The organism is Leucobacter denitrificans, assembly GCF_014396385.1.
Classification (GTDB): domain Bacteria; phylum Actinomycetota; class Actinomycetes; order Actinomycetales; family Microbacteriaceae; genus Leucobacter; species Leucobacter denitrificans.
The window spans coordinates 393,710-407,447 of sequence record NZ_CP060716.1 but is presented as its reverse complement, the minus strand read 5'-3'; the positions used below and the strand labels follow the sequence as shown (position 1 = coordinate 407,447).

Annotated in this window: 9 protein-coding genes; 5 read left to right on the top strand and 4 right to left on the bottom strand. The window is 56.3% G+C overall.

Translation table 11 applies throughout. The features are described 5' to 3' along the window. Positions 1 to 50 precede the first annotated feature (50 nt). Positions 51 to 1,304 carry an RNA polymerase sigma factor gene (locus tag H9L06_RS01965; RefSeq protein WP_187555624.1) on the bottom strand — a complete coding sequence of 418 codons (1,254 nt, stop codon included), beginning with the start codon at positions 1,302 to 1,304 and terminating at the stop codon, positions 51 to 53. Positions 1,305 to 1,420: 116 nt separating this feature from the next. Next, positions 1,421 to 2,353, bottom strand: a complete 933-nt coding sequence (locus H9L06_RS01960; RefSeq protein WP_187555623.1) for a PAC2 family protein — start codon at positions 2,351 to 2,353, stop codon at positions 1,421 to 1,423. Between the two features lie 162 nt (positions 2,354 to 2,515). On the opposite strand from H9L06_RS01960, the gene lpdA reads away from it, so the two are divergent. From lpdA to glnA, 5 genes are all read left to right on the top strand, one after another. Beyond that, positions 2,516 to 3,889: a dihydrolipoyl dehydrogenase gene (lpdA, locus tag H9L06_RS01955; RefSeq protein ID WP_187555622.1), complete on the top strand. Its 1,374-nt coding sequence runs from the start codon at positions 2,516 to 2,518 to the stop codon at positions 3,887 to 3,889. A 47-nt stretch (positions 3,890 to 3,936) separates the two neighbouring features. Next, positions 3,937 to 5,706: a 2-oxoglutarate dehydrogenase, E2 component, dihydrolipoamide succinyltransferase gene (gene sucB / locus H9L06_RS01950; RefSeq protein WP_187555621.1), complete on the top strand. Its 1,770-nt coding sequence runs from the start codon at positions 3,937 to 3,939 to the stop codon at positions 5,704 to 5,706. 667 nt (positions 5,707 to 6,373) lie between these two features. Then, on the top strand, positions 6,374 to 7,072 hold the full coding sequence (locus H9L06_RS01945; protein WP_187555620.1) for a DUF4191 domain-containing protein: 699 nt from the start codon (positions 6,374 to 6,376) through the stop codon (positions 7,070 to 7,072). A 3-nt stretch (positions 7,073 to 7,075) separates the two neighbouring features. Beyond that, entirely contained in the window at positions 7,076 to 7,492 is a 417-nt protein-coding gene (locus H9L06_RS01940; protein WP_187555619.1) for an RDD family protein, read from the top strand. A gap of 142 nt (positions 7,493 to 7,634) precedes the next feature. Next, the gene (glnA, locus tag H9L06_RS01935; RefSeq protein ID WP_187555618.1) at positions 7,635 to 9,059 is read left to right on the top strand and encodes a type I glutamate--ammonia ligase; all 1,425 of its coding nucleotides are present in this window, start codon (positions 7,635 to 7,637) and stop codon (positions 9,057 to 9,059) included. A gap of 271 nt (positions 9,060 to 9,330) precedes the next feature. On the opposite strand, the gene H9L06_RS01930 is transcribed toward glnA, so the two are convergent. Both H9L06_RS01930 and H9L06_RS01925 read right to left on the bottom strand, forming a co-directional pair. Then, positions 9,331 to 12,297, bottom strand: coding sequence for a bifunctional [glutamine synthetase] adenylyltransferase/[glutamine synthetase]-adenylyl-L-tyrosine phosphorylase (locus H9L06_RS01930; protein WP_246454444.1), 2,967 nt, complete (start codon positions 12,295 to 12,297; stop codon positions 9,331 to 9,333). A 56-nt stretch (positions 12,298 to 12,353) separates the two neighbouring features. Further along, positions 12,354 to 13,691, bottom strand: a complete 1,338-nt coding sequence (locus H9L06_RS01925; RefSeq protein ID WP_187555616.1) for a glutamine synthetase family protein — start codon at positions 13,689 to 13,691, stop codon at positions 12,354 to 12,356. Between the last annotated feature and the right edge of the window lie 47 nt (positions 13,692 to 13,738).

The window sequence follows — 13,738 nt, the reverse complement described above, 5'->3', positions numbered from 1 at the left end:
AAAAGTGATGGGCCCCAACCTTTTGGTTGGGGCCCATCACTTATACTTGTTTACTCGAGGTAGTCGCGCAGTTGCTGGCTACGTGATGGATGGCGAAGCTTCGCCATCGTCTTCGATTCAATCTGGCGAATTCGCTCGCGTGTTACACCGAATGTGTCGCCAATCTGATCGAGTGTCTTTGGCATGCCGTCTCCGAGCCCAAAACGCATCTTGATGACGCCGGCCTCACGGTCGGAAAGCGAATCGAGCAGTTGTTCGAGCTGCTGCTGCAGCATTGTGAACCCAACAGCATCTGCAGGAACGACTGCCTCTGTATCCTCGATGAGGTCGCCGAACTCGCTGTCACCGTCTTCACCCAGTGGGGTATGCAGTGAAATAGGCTCGCGGCCATACTTCTGTACCTCGATGACCTTTTCAGTGGTCATGTCGAGCTCGCGGCTCAGCTCTTCTGGAGTCGGTTCGCGGCCCAGATCCTGGAGCATCTGCCGCTGCACACGTGCAAGCTTGTTGATGACCTCAACCATGTGCACGGGAATACGGATCGTACGCGCCTGGTCTGCCATTGCACGAGTAATCGCCTGACGGATCCACCATGTCGCGTATGTCGAGAACTTGAATCCCTTAGTGTAATCAAACTTCTCGACCGCACGAATCAGGCCAAGGTTACCTTCCTGAATAAGATCCAGGAATTGCATACCACGACCTGTGTAACGCTTTGCGAGCGAAACTACAAGACGGAGGTTTGCGCCGAGCAGGTGGCTCTTGGCCCGCTGCCCATCACGAGCAACCCATTTGAGTTCGCGTTCAAGTTTCTTCGGAAGGCCAGTCTCGGTAGCAAGCTTCTCTTCAGCGAAAAGGCCGGCCTCGATCCGCATGGCGAGTTCGACCTCTTCAGCCGCATTCAACAGAGCGACCTTGCCGATTTGCTTGAGATAATCCTTCACCGGGTCGGCAGTTGCACCCGGGATAGCCGTAGTAACGGTAGGAACGTCTTCCTCATCGCCGGCTTTGAGGACGATCGCACCCGTTGGAAGTGGCTCTGAATGCTCCGGTGTTGTTTGTTCCTCTTCAGGAGCCTCGGTTTCCTGCGTAACTACCTCTTCTGACTCTTCGTCAATAAGGTCGTCAGTCTTCTTCGCGCGGGTGGACTTTTTTGCAGTGTCCTTCTTCTTGGCGGGCTTTGACGCTGCCGCCTTCTTAGCCGTAGCCGCAGCCTTCTTCACTGGCTTCTTTTCGGCTTCGGTCTGTTCCTCGCTATCGGCGGTCTTCGCCGAGCGATTCTTGCTAGTTGTCGTTGCTGCCACGCAAAGGCCTCTCAGATCTCTCGATGCGCGTGAAATTTAGAAAACACGCGCACACCATGAAAACCCATGTCAAGTCCGCCGTATTCCCACGGCGATTGAATGGGTTCGTGAGTCTATTATTGCACGCCTGGCCCATCGGTCTGTTCAGGGCCCTGTTGACGCTCTGCCAAGAAGCGTTCTAGCTCGCTCGCGAGCTGATCCGCGGTAGGCATAGCCTGGTCTTCGCCGAGCAGTGAACTGCGCTCATCTTGCTGTTCCATATACATATCGAAACGGCGCTCAAGGTTCTCGAGCATTTCTCGAGACTCATCATTATCTGCAATCTGCCGATCTACTTGGAGGCGGAACGCTTGTGCTCTCTCACGCATATCGTCTGTGGCGAAGAGCAACCCTGTCGCTGCCATGATTCCATCGAGCTCAGCACACAGAACCTCTGGATACTCATTGTTCGAGAGGTAGTGCGGAACAAGGTGCGCGTATCCCACGACCTCTTCGCCCACGCCGTGAAGTCGGTATTCAAGAAGATGGACCACACTCGCTGAGAGCCTGGTCTTGGGCTGCCATATTGATCGCTCAATAAGATCGTCACGCGATCCACTCACCGTGCTCACCACACCGCGGGTGTGTGGCACTGGCATAGGTATGGCCTGCATCCAGGTAGTTACGGAAACCTCAAACTCGTGTGCGAGTAATAGCACTGCGTCGACGAACGCTTCCCACCGGAAGTCGGGTTCGAAACCGGAAAGTAAAAGGAACGGCGCGTCGAGCTCGTCTCGAGCGAGACTGAGGGTGAGCTCTTCAGGACTGTAGTCGATGAAATGGTCTTCGTTGAACGTAATCAATGGCCTGCGGGAGCGATAGTCCAACAACTGGTCGGCATCAAAGCGAATAATCTCCTCGGGCCCTGTGCGCTCCCACATATATTCTTCGAGTTGCGAGATTGCACCACCGGCATCACTTGCCCCCGAAAGCACGACAACGAGAGGAATGCCCTTCGGAACACTCCCCCTGCGCTCTGCGTGCACAGCTGAGAATAATGATTCGGTCACACCTTCATTCTACGAAGCCCACCAGGCAACGGGCTGAAATGCGCGAACAGCGAACACACGCAAGTTCACTCACGCAGATTCACTGAGGTAGTAGGCTAATTTGTGCACGCCGCACCATCGCGCGGGACAGGCATTAAATTTTTGAACCGAGGGAGACCCCACTTGGCCGAGCACCAGTTTGACATCGTAGTTTTGGGCGGCGGCAGCGCCGGATATGCAACAGCAATCCGAGCGACGCAGCTCGGGATGACCGCAGCAATCGTTGAAAAGGACAAGCTTGGCGGAACTTGCCTCCACCGGGGTTGTGTTCCCACGAAGGCACTCTTGCACTCGGCTGAGATTGCTGATGTCGCACGCGAGGGGTCCGTGTACGGTGTGAACTCCTCGGTTGAGAGCATCGACATCACCGCTGTCAACAGCTTCCGTGAAAAGCTCATCGCCGGTAAGTTCAAGGGACTCCAGGGACTACTCAAGGCAAATGGCATCACTGTATTCGCAGGTGAAGGCCGCCTCTCAGCAGCCAACACTGTCACAGTGGGCGAAGACACACTTGTGGGTAAGAACGTGGTGCTTGCCTCTGGCTCGTATTCACGGTCGCTCCCAGGGCTCGAGATCTCAGGTCGTGTGATCACCAGTGAACACGCTCTCGAACTTGACGAGATTCCTGAGAAGGTCCTCGTACTCGGCGGCGGTGTTATCGGTGTTGAGTTTGCGAGCGTTTGGCGGTCCTTTGGTTCAGAGGTCACCATCATTGAGGGACTCCCCCATCTCGTTCCAAACGAAGAAGAGTCGGTGTCGAAGCAGCTTGAGCGCGCTTTTAAGAAGCGTGGAATCGGCTTCAAGCTTGGCGTACGCTTCCAAGGCGTTACCCAAGATGACTCGAGCGTCACCGTGACACTCGAAGATGGAACCGAGCTCTCCGCTGACTACCTGCTCGTCGCTGTCGGTCGTGGCCCAGCTACGCAGGGTCTCGGCTACGAAGAAGTTGGCATCGAGATGGATCGTGGATTCGTGCTCACCAACGAGCGACTCGCCACAAACGTCGCGGGTGTCTACGCAGTTGGCGATATTGTTCCCGGTCTGCAGCTTGCGCACCGCGGCTACCAGCAGGGCATCTTCGTAGCTGAGGAGATTGCAGGCCTTTCTCCTGTCATCGTTGAAGACGTGAACATTCCTAAGGTCACCTACTGTGATCCTGAGATTGCATCGGTGGGCCTCACCGAGTCGAAGGCAGCAGAGAAGTTCGGCGCCGAAAACGTGACTTCATACGAGTACAACCTCGCAGGCAACGCAAAGAGTTCGATCCTCGGTACCGCAGGAAGCGTCAAGGCAGTCCGGGTTAACAATGGCCCCGTAGTTGGGGTGCACATGATCGGTGCACGCGTGGGTGAGCTCGTTGGTGAAGCTCAGCTCATCGTGAATTGGGAGGCTTCACCTGAAGACGTTGCTCCGTTTGTACACGGGCACCCAACCCAGAATGAGACGATCGGTGAAGCGATGTTGAAGCTCGCCGGAAAGCCACTGCACGCGATCTAGTCGCGACTGCACGAGTAATTCGAGAAGAATTCAGAAGGAGAAACGCGATGAGTGAATCGGTTGTCCTCCCCGCACTGGGTGAGAGCGTTACCGAAGGCACGGTCACCCGCTGGCTCAAGCAGGTTGGTGACACGGTCGAGGTTGACGAGCCGTTACTTGAGGTCTCGACCGACAAGGTCGACACGGAGGTCCCCTCGCCCGTAGCGGGCGTAATCGAAGAGATCCTCGTGCAGGAAGACGAGACCGCCGAGGTTGGCGCAGTACTTGCACGCATTGGTGACGGCAGTGGTGCTCAGTCTTCGAGCGCACCTGAAGCAAGCGCCCCCGCAGAAAGCGCTGCTCCGGCTCCAGAAGACCAAAAGCCAGCCGAGGCCGCTCCTGCTGCGCCGACAGCGCCAGCGACTTCAGCGCCAGCGACTTCAGCGCCAGCGACTTCAGCGCCAGCAGCAGCAACGAGTGGTGACTCGCAAGATGTCCTTCTCCCCTCGCTCGGTGAGTCAATCACCGAGGGCACAGTTACTCGCTGGCTCAAGCAAGTTGGAGAGTCTGTTGAAGTAGATGAACCGCTACTCGAGGTCTCGACCGACAAGGTTGACACCGAGGTGCCCTCACCTATCGCGGGTGTGCTGCAAGAAGTCTTGGTCGGCGAAGACGAGACGGTCGAGGTCGGTGGTGTACTTGCACGTATCGGCAGCGGCGTGACCCAGCAAACCGAAGCTTCTGAACCGCCTACACAGGAGACCCCCGCTCCCGCGGAGCAGGCTCCCCCCGCGGCCGATGCCGCAGAGCCAGCTCCAGTGGAACAGGCACCTGCGCCTGCCGCAGCTCCTGAGCCCGCGAAGCCAGCGTCTGCACCTGCGCCTGCTGCTGCCGCGACCGCATCTGATTCGGCTCAGTCCGACAGCAGCGCTTCGGGTTATGTCACTCCAATCGTGCGCAAACTCGCGAATGAGCGGGGTGTCGATCTCAGTACGATCACGGGAACCGGTGTTGGCGGCCGAATTCGTAAAGAAGACGTGATCGCTGCGGCGACCGCGACTACATCGACAGCTGCAGAACCAGCAGCAACTGCGGCCAAGCCAGTTGAACGCGTTGTTTCCGAACTCCGCGGAACAACTCAGAAGATGAGTCGACTCCGCAAGATTGTGGCCGAGCGTGCGGTTGCTTCATTGCAAACCACTGCACAGCTGACCACAACGGTGAAGGTCGATGTGACCCGGGTGGCACAGCTTCGCCAGGCGAAGAAAGATGCGTTCCTTGAAAAGACTGGCTCGAAGCTTTCCTTCCTGCCATTCTTCGCGATTGCAGCGGTTGAAGCGCTTCAGGCTTACCCTGTGATTAACTCGACGGTCGAAGATGATTCGATCGTCTACCCTGACGTCGAGAACCTGAGCATTGCTGTGGACACTGAGCGCGGTCTGCTCACCCCTGTACTTCGCGACGCCGGATCGAAGAATATCGCTCAGATCTCGACGGAGATTGCTGAGCTGGCCGACAGAACGCGGAATAACAAGCTCACCCCAGATGAGCTCAGCGGTGGAACGTTTACGCTCACGAACACCGGCTCCCGCGGCGCCCTGTTCGACACCCCGCTCGTTTTCCTTCCGCAGTCCGCAATCCTCGGAACGGGTGCGGTAGTCAAGGAGCCTGGTGTTGTTTCTACTCCTGATGGAGATTCGATTGGAGTGCGGTCATACGTGTACTTGGCGCTCTCCTACGATCACCGCACGATTGATGGAGCAGATGCAGCCCGCTTCCTGACGCAAATGAAGTCACGCCTTGAAGAGGGCAATTTTGAAGCGGATCTAGGTATCTAGTTATCTGGTTATCCATCAATGAGGTGGGCTCCGAGCACTAGTTCGGAGCCCACCTCATTTTTTGTTGAACTTTGGTGTGATTCGACGACCCACATGAAGCGTTACAAGCTCGCGGGCGACTGCCGCATCCCATTGTTGCTCCTCAATGATTTCTTCCGCGGCGCTCGTAAGTGCTTCACACAGTAGCGACACGACCGGCGTATCGCTACTGTTCCGGAGCAGTTGCATCATCTCTGATATCGACACACCGAATGCTTCACATCCCAATTCGTGCCCATTTCGAGCGTGATCGAACGTCTTCCGCAATTCACGCCGATTCACCTTGCGATAACGCGTTTCGGAACTGGTTCTCAGAATCATAGATAGCTCTCTTTTCAGACCTATTCCGAGACAGGAGCTTCTCTTCCGTCGTTCTATACCAAGATTCACTAACTCAACGACAATCCAGGCCCACTCACAAGCCTCGAATTCAACTTTGTCTTTCCGCATACACACCACCTTGATTTCAGTATCCGCAGCGGTGGAGCTCGGACCTTCACAACCTCGGCGATAGCTTCACTTTTGTGGAGACAGCAAGTCAAAAGTCTGCTGTGTAGAAGCTTCGCCATTGGTGAACGTCTCGCTGCCTGAATGAGCGAAGCCACCGTGACGCGATACGATAGATGGTATGGCGAAAGAGAAGCAAAAGACCCCGAAGTCACCGGGCCGCATCAAGCAAATGGTGCAGGTGTACAACACCACCCGTCAAACGGACCGGTTACTCACGCCTCTTATGCTTCTTTCGTTTATCGGCCCCATACTTGTTGCGGTATTGCTCGCATGGCTCCTCCCAGGCAACTGGTTCGCTTGGGTGCTTTGGCCACTCACCGGCGTGCTGGCTGGCCTGCTTGTCGCCATGATTGTGCTCGGTAGGCGAGCTGAAGCCACTGCATACGCTCAAATCGAGGGGCGCCCCGGTGCGGTCGGTGCAATTATTCAAAGTGCGCTCCGCCGCAGCTGGCGAGGTTCCGAGGTGCCCGTTGCCATGACGCGCCAGCAAGATGCGGTCTATAGGGTCATTGGTCGCGCGGGAGTCGTGCTTATTTCAGAGGGTTCTCTCGCACGCACGCGTAGAATCTCGCAAGACGAGGAACGCAAGCTGCGGCGTGCAATTTCGAATATTCCGATCCACCATCTGTACGTGGGACCCGATGAGGGTGCGATTCCACTTCCAAAATTGACACGCGAGCTACAAAAGCTCAAGTCAGCGCTCAACCGCAACGAGATCGCGGCGGTATACAACCGACTATCTTCGCTCCAGGCAAGTCCTGTCGGAATACCAAAGGGCATCGACCCGAATCGCGTTCGAGCACCCCGCCCTCGGTAAGCAATGTCGCAAAAATTCGGTGAGCTCGCTCCAAGCGAGTATCCAGGAGAGCGGCTCGGGCTACCTGAGCACGGGCAGGGTTCCATTGGAAGAATCGGTCGCCGTCTCATAGCCCTCGCCATTGACTGGGCACTTGCTTCGATTCCTGCCTATTTACTCATCGGTGGCGAGTTTGCAATGTGGTGGCATCCGATTATTTTTGTGGTACTCCAGGCGGTGTTCATCCCAACCATTGGGGGTTCGCTCGGCCACCGTTTCACAGGTATGCACGTCGTCCCTATCGCTGGAGGTTGGGTCGGAATATGGCGACCACTGCTGCGAAGCCTCCTCATAATCATTGTCATCCCACCCTTGGTCTGGGACTCAGACCAGCGAGGCTTCCATGACAAGATCGCTGGAACGGTACTGATCCGCTCATAGTGCTCTCGTGTGTACTTGACGAGCATCGGAGGCTTACTGATACGAAACATTTTCGAAACAGTGATTGCACGTGTCTGAAACGTGTGCCCCGTAGTCTTAGAAGTCAAAGCGGCGATATATCGCCATAGAGAGTGAGGATCCGATGTTCAAGACTCCCCAGGAAGTCATCGACTATATCGGCGAAACCGATGTGAAATTTCTCGACATCCGTTTTACCGACCTGCCCGGAGTGCAGCAGCACTTCAATATTCCTGCCGAGACGGTAGATCTCGAATTCTTCGAAGTAGGGCAGATGTTCGATGGCTCATCGGTTAAGGGATTCACTGGCATCGCAGAATCTGACCTTCAGTTGATTCCAGATGTCACCACCGCCTACATCGACCAGTTCCGTGCAGAACGCACGCTCATCATGATCTTCGACATCTTTAACCCCCGCACGGGTGAGATCTTCTCGAAGGATCCACGCCAGATTGCCAAGAAGGCAGAGCGTTATCTGAACTCCACAGGAATCGCCGACACTGCGTTCTTCGCACCTGAGGCAGAGTTCTATATTTTGGATTCGGTTCGCTACGAGACCACTCCTCGACGCACCTTCTTCGAGGTAGATTCTGAAGAAGCGCACTGGAACTCGGCGCGCAAGATTGAGGGCGGAAATCTCGGCAACACGACTGCCGTCAAGGGTGGCTATTTCCCGGTCTCCCCCGTCGACAAGCAAGCCGACCTCCGTGATGATATTTCGCTTCGTCTCATCGAAGCTGGCCTTCACCTCGAGCGTTCGCACCACGAAGTCGGGGCTCCAGGCCAGGCAGAAATTAACTACCGCTTCAACACGCTCGTGAATGCTGCAGATGACGTGCTGAAGTTCAAGTACATCGTTAAGAACACCGCAGACCTATGGGGTAAAACCGCGACGTTCATGCCAAAGCCCATCTTCGGAGACAACGGTTCCGGCATGCACACCCATATGTCGCTCTGGCAAGATGGCGAGCCACTCTTCTACGACGAGAACGGCTACGCGGGTCTTTCTGACACCGCGCGGTGGTTCATTGGCGGAATTCTGCACCATGCTCCCTCGTTACTTGCCTTTACGAACCCGACAATCAACAGCTACCGTCGACTGGTAAAGGGCTACGAAGCCCCAATCAATCTCGCATACTCTGCGGGTAACCGCTCAGCGGCAATTCGAATCCCGCTCACTGGTTCAAACCCGAAGGCAAAGCGGATCGAGTTCCGCGCCCCAGACGCCTCCGGCAACCCGTACTTGGCATTCGCTGCTCAGCTTATGGCTGGTCTTGACGGCATTCGAAATCGAATTGAGCCAGGCGACCCGATCGATAAGGATCTGTACGAGCTTCCGCCAGAGGAAGCGAAGAACATTCCTCAGGTTCCAACTTCGCTAGAGGCTGCGCTTGACGCTCTCGAGGAAGATCATGCGTATCTGCTCGAAGGTGGTGTTTTCACCGAGGAACTCATTGAGACTTGGATCTCGTTGAAGCAGGAGCTTGAACTCTTCCCAATGTCAGTTCGCCCTCATCCGTACGAATTCGAGCTCTACTACGGCGTATAAGTAGCTCTCGCGCAAAAGGGCGTCCGTCACACCAATGTGATGGGCGCCCTATTGTCGTTTTGCTGGACGATCGCAGGTCAAAGCCGCCCTGGGGGCGACGAAGCGCCGCTAAGACTCGATGTCATAGTCAAATTCAGCGCTTTCGTTTGCGAGAAGCGCTTCAAGCACACTGGCTAGGTATCCCATGTACCAAGATTAGGACCGCCAGATCCACTTCGTCTATAGCTTGACACCGACGATCAGACCTGTTTTCTTGCCGGCCACTTTCCATTCACAGAAATCGTTCTTCATCGGTATATCCGAAGAACTCACGTTCAAATACGATTCGTGCTCTGCGACTGAGTCCAAACCACTGTTCAACGATCTCGGAGGTCCGTTCCCGGGAAGTCCCAAGCACACCGGCTATCCCAAGAAGATCGCGCCAGTTCCGTGGCAGTGTGTCCGAAGCTCGCCCACTCCACAGGCGCATAGCGGAGCGCACGCTACTCGCATACTCCCAAGCGTCACGGAGACAAGCGGCATCATCTGAAGAAAGTAGTTCAAGCCCTACCGCAGCATCGAGCGCACCCAACGTAGACACCGTGCGAAGCTCGGGATGCCGCGCGCCGTGCTTGAGCTGAATCAGTTGCACGAGCCACTCGACGTCGCTGATTCCTCCAGGACCCAACTTCAGGTGCATTTTTGGGTCCGCTCCGTGCGGGAGCCGCTCGGCCTCAACCCGAGCTTTGATGCGGCGAACTTCTCGAAGCTGCTCGTCAGTGAATGTTTCTGGGTATCGAATCGGATCCGCCATGGACATGAACTTACTACCGAGTTTGATATCGCCGGCAACGTGGCGTGCTCGGAGCAGAGCCTGCGCTTCCCACGTCACAGACCAACGTTCGTAATATGCCCGATATGACTCGAGGCTTCGAACGATTGGCCCACTTTTACCTTCAGGTCTGAGATCAAAATCAAGATCTACCGGAAACCTCGGATCCTCGACAAGGTTTCGCAGTTCAGTAATAATCTTGACCGCACGCGACACTGATCCGCCACTTGCGAGTTGTTCGCGTGAAACTGCAACAAGATCAATGTCTGAGGCAAACCCAAGCTCTCCGCCACCGAACCTTCCCATGCCGATCAGTGCGATCGCAGGAGCTGGTTCACCGATTTCTGCTTCACTGTTGGCACGTATTGACTTAAGCAGAGCATCGAGCAGAGCGGTGTGGGCGCTGTCGAGCCCAGATGAAACTTGTTCGTCATCAATCACGCCTACGACTCGCCCCATAGCAAGGCGTAGTATTTCGCGTCGATGCACCCGTCGAAGTCGTTCAGCGGCCGACTTAAGCGTGGTACGACGTGATACGAGCGATCGCATTTCTGCGAGCAGGGCATCAGCTGTCGGTGGAACAAGTTGGTCGTCGCGTTCCAGCCAAGCTACGCCTTCAGGAAAGCTCTCGAGTAGATCAGCCGCGAAGCGTGAATTCGACAGGATGCTAGTCAGTCGTTCCGCAGCCATCGCGCCGTCACGCAGGAGCTTGAGATACCATGACGACTCCTGATTCGCCTCGCTCACCTTGCGGAACGAAAGCAAGCCATAATCGGGGTCGGTTCCCTCGCCGAGCCACTGGAGTAAAACCGGAGTGAGGTTCCTCAGTATTCGAGCACGTCGCGTCGATCCACCTGTGAGCGCAGCAAGGTGCCTCATCGCGCCGTTCGGATCTCCGAACCCAATACTTGCAAGTCGCGCTTTCGCTTCGTCAGAACCAAGCACGAAGTCTTCGTCGGGGAGCGCGGCAACCGCGCTGAGCAACGGTGCATAGAAGATTTTCAAGTGCAAACTTCGTACTTCGCGACGCGTTCGATCCCAGAGGGTTTGAAGCTCTCCCCCTGTCGACGCTAAGCCCGAAGCTCGAGCCAGCACCCGCAATGCGTCGCCATCACCTGGCATCAACGCGGTGCGCCTAAGATCTTTGAGTTGCAAGCGGTGCTCGAGCACCCGAAGCGTTTGATAGTGCTCACTGAGTCGCTCGCCATCGGCCCTGGCGACGTACCCGTCTTCAACGAGTGCCCTGAGGGCAGGGAGCGTGCCGCGCAATTGCAATCGCTCGTCGCGTTGACCGTGCACAAGTTGCAGAAGCTGAACACTGAATTCGATGTCTCGTAAGCCGCCTGGACCGAGCTTTATTTGGAGATCAAGCTCAACGCGGTCAATATGTTCTGTCACGCGCTCACGCATGCGCTGAACAGAACCAACAAAGTCTTCTCGGTTCGAAGAAGCCCACACAAGCGGCTGCACTGCGTCGACGAACTCATTGCCAAGATCTAGATCGCCCGCAGCTGCTCGAGCCTTAATGAGAGCTTGGAACTCCCACGTCTTTGCCCACCGTTCGTAGTAATTCAGCATCGATGAGAGCGAGCGAACGAGCGAGCCATGACGTCCCTCGGGGCGAAGATTCGGATCAACTTGCCAGAGTGGTAACTCATGGGCAGGATCTTGAATGGCTCGCATCGTTTCGCGGGCCAGCAGGGTTGCGATCCGCTCATCGCCCTCGGCAATGAACATAACGTCGACATCAGATACAACGTTGAGCTCTTCTGCGCCACACTTGCCCATCGCAATAATCGTGAAGCGCACGTCATCGATTCGCTCGCGATCTATTGGTGGTGTGGATCCGCCCACCTCTAATGTGGCCCGCGCAACAGCGAGTGCCGCTTCGAGCGCCCCGTCTGCAATGCTCGATAGGGCGGCAGCAACAGCCTCAAGCACTGATCGGGCGTCGGGAATCTCGGGATGGGTACCGTCGAATGTGAGGTCGTACAGTGCTATCCCGGCGAGCAGCTCTCTGTATTTCACCCGGAGCGCATTCCAGCCCTCTTCACCAGCAAGCGTTTCCGAACCCGAAGTGACTGCAGCGAGCATCTCAATTCGTGCCTCGTCGGAGCTCGGGAGTCTGCCGTCACGCCCAGTGAGTTTCGGGATTAGATCAGGATGTCGTGTGAGAAACTCACCGAGTGCGGGAGATGCACCGACAAGCTTGCACAACCGTTGCCAGGCGAAACTGTCGAGATCGTCGAGCGCCGCTTCCCCGGTCGCCGAAAGTCGCAGCAGCAACGAGAGCGCCTGGTCAGGGTCTGCAGCCAGAGAGAGTCCGTCGCGCAATGATGCTTCTGACGTTTCAGAGAGCTGCTCAGAAAGCTCATGAAGTTCTTCTCGAGCCCTTGAGAGTTCCTGAAACCCTGCCTTGGCGAGCAACGCAAGTTCCCCCCGACGCCCGGGTCCTTGCGATGCCGCCCTGTTCACGGAAACGATCAAATGGTATCGAGCATTGACTCGAGTTCGAACGGTGTGACCTGGCTTCTGTAAGCATCAATCTCGCGCCGGCTATCACGTATGAGATATGCAAACACCTGTTCCCCAAGCGTCTCAGCAACGAGTTCAGAACGTTCCATCACCGATAGTGCGTGCTCGAGACTCTGTGGCAGAGCGTCGAAGCCCATTGCTCTGCGTTCAGCGTCGCTAAGGGCCCACACGTTGTTTTCTGCTTCTGGCGGCAGGTCGTACTCTTCTTGAATGCCTTTCAGTCCAGCAGCAAGCAAGACTGAGAAGCCGAGGTATGGGTTCACAGCGCTGTCCATTCCGCGGTACTCGACCCGGGCCGCCCCGCCCTTTCCGGGCTTGTACATTGGCACGCGAACCAGCGCAGAGCGGTTGTTGTGACCCCAACTCACGAATGAGGGCGCCTCGTCCCCGCCCCAAAGACGCTTGTACGAATTCACATACTGATTGGTCACGGCAGTGATTTCTGGCGCGTGACGAAGTATTCCTGCGACGAAGCGCCGACCCACGACCGAGAGTTGGTATCTCGCACTCGGGTCGTAGAACGCATTCTCATCACCTTCGAAGAGTGAGAGATGCGTGTGCATGCCTGAACCGGGATGCGCTGCGAGTGGCTTCGGCATGAAAGTTGCGTGTACGCCTTGCGCAATTGCAACCTCCTTAATTACCGACCTGAACGTCATAATGTTGTCGGCTGTGGTGAGCGCGTCGGCGTACCTCAGGTCAATTTCGTTTTGGCCAGGGCCTGCCTCGTGGTGGCTGAACTCGACCGAGATGCCAAGATCTTCGAGCATGTTCACACTCTGCCGACGGAAATCGTGAGCAGTTCCCCCGGGCACATTGTCGAAGTACCCCGCCCGATCCACCGGAATCGGCCCCTCGGGGCCGACAATCTTTGACTTCAGCAGATAGAACTCAATCTCAGGGTGTGTGTAGAACGAGAATCCGAGCTCGGCGGCCTGAGCCAGCGTGCGCTTCAGCACATTTCGTGGGTCGGCGACTGAGGGTTCTCCGTTCGGGGTGCGAATGTCGCAGAACATGCGTGCCGTAGGCTCGACCTCACCTCGCCACGGAAGAATCTGAAATGTGGAGGGGTCTGGTACCGCAAGCAGGTCAGACTCATACGCTCGCGTCATGCCCTCAATGGCAGAGCCGTCAAAGCCGATTCCCTCGCTGAAAGCACCCTCGACTTCTGCTGGGGCGAGGGCCACAGATTTCAGTGCTCCGGCGACATCCGTGAACCAAAGGCGCACGAACCTTACGCCGCGCTCTTCAATGGTGCGAAGTACAAAGTCCCGCTGTTTACTCACTCCCTGGCTCCTCTCGATTCGGGCACCGATGCGCCGTGGCACACCGA